Here is a 3,650-nt window from a genome sequence, read left to right on the forward strand (position 1 = left end):
GCAAAGAGGTAGAGCCTGAGAGACTCCTTGTCCGCTGCCTCCATCGCAAGCAGAGCAGAGTCTCTGTCAAATGTGCCGAGTCGAGACACAGGCAGGTGGAGCATGCTCCGCATCTTTACTTCACCCCCAAGCCCTATAGGGCTGGAGCCCGGTGTGGCAATCTGCGCTGAGCAGACTGTCGAGATGAGTAGAGCTACTCCGGCTATTATATAGGTACGTAGTCTCATAACGGCACAAAATTACCTATTTTTTAATCTTCATCCGATATATTGGGTTTGGTGCTCCTTAGACTTTGGACGGAATTCATTTGGTAGGCAATAAGGGCACTTGCATTCCCATCTACCGTCTCAGGCTGTCTGACGAATACGGCAGTTATGAGAGCCTCCGGGAGGTGCGTTGCAAAAGTCTGACTCTCAGTAGTTAGTGATCCGGTACTTCTATTACCGGTATTAGAGCTAACTATTACCGGTATTAGTGTCGACTAATACCGACTATAGTGATCACTAATACCGATATTAGTCTGAGGGGGCTTGCGGCTGGGAGGATTTGCTCTGGAAGAGCTTTGGAGAGGAGAGCAAAGTGGCATTATTTTCTCTACCTTTGCAGCATAATAAGTAGTCTAAAAACAATAAAGCGCCTCACATATATAGGTATGGAGCAACTTAAGCACGAGTGTGGAGTGGTCCTTATCCGACTCCGGAAGCCTCTCGAGTATTATTGGGAGAAATATGGCACCAGACGCTATGGTCTCAATAAGCTCTACCTGATGATGGAGAAGCAGCACAATCGTGGACAGGATGGGGCGGGTGTCGCCTGCGTCAAGCTTCAGGCCCCTGTGGGAACGGAGTACCTCTATAGGGAGCGAGCTCTCGGCTCGGGCGCTATCTCTGAGATCTTCAATACCATACATCACTCCATCGACGAGGCAATCTCTGACGAGGAGGCGGACGACCGCTTCTACGCTGAGGCGGCTCCCTATATTGGTGAGTGCTATATGGGGCATCTCCGCTACTCCACGACCGGGAAGTCCGGCATGCAGTACCTCCAGCCGGCGCTGAGACGTAATAACTGGCGGGCCAAGACGCTCGCCATGTGTGGGAACTTTAATCTCACTACAGTCAAGGATATATTCAAGTACATCACCGCTCGCGGACAACATCCTCGCGATACCTCAGACACGCGCGTGCTTATGGAGCTCCTTGGTCATCGACTTGATCGAGAGGTGGAGCGCCGATATGCGGATAGTGTGGCAAAGGGGCTACAGGGTATGGATATCACGGAGGACATAGAGGATCATATCGATGCGCTACAGCCTCTGAGGGAGTGCGGACCCATGTTTGACGGAGGTTATGTCCTCTGCGGCATGACCGGTAGTGGCGAGATGTATGCGGTGCGCGACCCCTGGGGTATCCGTCCCGCCTATTACTACTACGATGATGAGATCTTCGTAGTTGCCTCCGAGCGGCCTGTGATCCAGACGACGCTCAATCTCACCTTCGACAAGGTGCATCAGCTCGAGAGAGGACAGGCCATTGCGATCGACCGTAGTGGGGAGCATGTCCATCTGGAGCAGGTGATCGAGCCTCAGGAGAATAAGGCGTGCTCCTTTGAGCGGATTTACTTCTCCCGCGGGAGTGACATCGATATCTACCATGAGCGGAAGGCTCTTGGGAGTTTTGTTGTGCCGGAGATCCTTGAGAAGGTGGACTATGATCTGGACAATACAGTCTTCTCCTTTATCCCAAATACCGCTGAAGTGGCTTACCAAGGGATGCTTCAGGGGCTCGAGGAGTACCTCGACCGACGGAAGCAGGAGCTGCTGGAGATGCCGGAGAATAGGAGCTCGGAGAGGATCCGCGACATCCTCCGGAAGCGCATTCGCTCGGAGAAGGTGGCGATAAAGGACATCAAGATGCGGACCTTCATCACAGAGGGTGCATCACGTAATGAGCTGGCGGCTCACGTGTACGACGTCACCTATGGCTCTATCCGCCGTGGAGAGGACAATCTCGTCGTGATCGATGACAGCATCGTCCGCGGGACGACTCTCAAGGAGAGTGTCATCCGCATCCTCAATCGACTCGGACCGCGCAAGATGGTGATCGTCAGCTCCGCTCCTCAGATACGCTACCCGGACTGGTATGGTATCGCCATGAGTCGGATGGAGGAGTTCGTCGCCTTCCGCGCAGCCATTGCACTCCATAAGGATCGGGGCATGGAGGATCGGATTGGTGAGCTCTATGAGAGGATCAAGTCTCTCATGGGTAGTGAGGAGGTGAGACGAACTAATTTCGTCAAGGAGATCTATGAGCCCTTCAGTGTCGAGGAGCTCAATCAGCAGATGATCAAGCTGATGCGACCTGCCGAGGTTACCTGCCCGATCGACATTGTCTTCCAGAGTATCGAGGGTCTCCACAAGGCGATCCCTGACAATCCAGGGGACTGGTACTTCACCGGAGACTACCCCACACCGGGTGGTATGCGCTTAGTTAATCAAGCCTTCATCGACTATTACGAAGAGGACTACAGAAGATAAGAGATACACGAAACCATATAGCGACCATGAAAAAGAAAGGTAAGCTCATCTTACAGGACGGGACCTGCTACGAGGGGACTCTCTTCGGCGCCACCGATAAGAGTGTCAGCGGAGAGGTTGTCTTCAATACCAGCATGACCGGCTATCCCGAGGCTCTCACTGATCCCTCCTACATGGGTCAGATGCTTGTCTGCACATACCCGATCATTGGCAATTACGGATTCCCGCCGGAGGATGTAGATCCTGCCACCAATCTGGCTCTCTATCTCGAGAGTAGTGAGCTGCACCCGTTGGCTCTCATCGTCCACGACTACACCGATGACTACTCGCACTGGAATGCCGCAGAGTCTCTCTCCGATGCGCTTGAGCGCCATGGCGTGGTCGGGCTCTCTGGTGTCGACACGCGGGAGCTCACCAAGGAAATCCGTGACCATGGTCCGCTCATCGGTAAGCTGGTGGTGGACGATCAGGATATAGACTTCTTCCAGACCGACGAGGTCAATCTCGTTGCTGAGGTCTCCACTCCCGAGGTGGTCCATCTACCTAAGAGTGGTGCCAAGCGCGTGGTCCTCGTGGACTGTGGCGCTAAAGAGAATATCGTCCGGATGCTCCTCGACCGCGATGTTGACCTCACGATCGTTCCCTGGGACTACGACTTCACTGAGATGGACTACGATGGCCTCTTCATCAGTAACGGACCGGGTAACCCGATGCAGTGCACCGCCCTCATTGATCATGTACGACAGGTCATTGAGAGCGGTGAAAAGCCTATAGGGGGGATCTGCATGGGAAATCAGATCATGGCGCTTGCCATCGGTGCCAAGGTGAAGAAGATGAAGTTTGGTCACCGCTCAGCCAATCAGCCGGTGCGTCTCTGTGGTACAGATAAGTGCTTTATCACCAGCCAAAATCACGGCTTTGCCGTAGATAGTGACACGCTTCCGGTAGGCTGGCGTCCCTACTTTGAGAACCTCAACGATGGCTCCAACGAAGGTATCATCCACGAGTCCGGGAGGTACTTCGCGGTCCAGTTCCACCCCGAGTGCCACGGAGGCCCGATGGATACCGAATTCTTTTTTGATGACTTTATTAAGCTCCTAAACTCGTGAACGTA

General features: G+C 53.5%; 2 protein-coding genes and 1 pseudogene. 2 read left to right on the forward strand and 1 reads right to left on the reverse strand.

Annotation, left to right across the window (positions count from 1 at the left end):
* Positions 1-227: pseudogene (locus Q0F21_RS06315) on the reverse strand (serine protease); the annotation flags it as partial.
* Between the two features lie 425 nt (positions 228-652).
* On the opposite strand from Q0F21_RS06315, the gene Q0F21_RS06320 reads away from it, so the two are divergent.
* A complete protein-coding gene (locus Q0F21_RS06320; RefSeq protein WP_297238399.1) occupies positions 653-2,536 on the forward strand; it encodes an amidophosphoribosyltransferase in 1,884 nt (627 codons plus the stop codon).
* 26 nt (positions 2,537-2,562) lie between these two features.
* Positions 2,563-3,645 (forward strand): glutamine-hydrolyzing carbamoyl-phosphate synthase small subunit, encoded by a 1,083-nt coding sequence (gene carA, locus Q0F21_RS06325; protein WP_297238401.1) that lies wholly within the window; start codon positions 2,563-2,565, stop codon positions 3,643-3,645.
* The last annotated feature ends 5 nt before the right edge of the window (positions 3,646-3,650 follow it).

The organism is uncultured Porphyromonas sp., assembly GCF_934359325.1.
Taxonomy (GTDB): domain Bacteria; phylum Bacteroidota; class Bacteroidia; order Bacteroidales; family Porphyromonadaceae; genus Porphyromonas_A.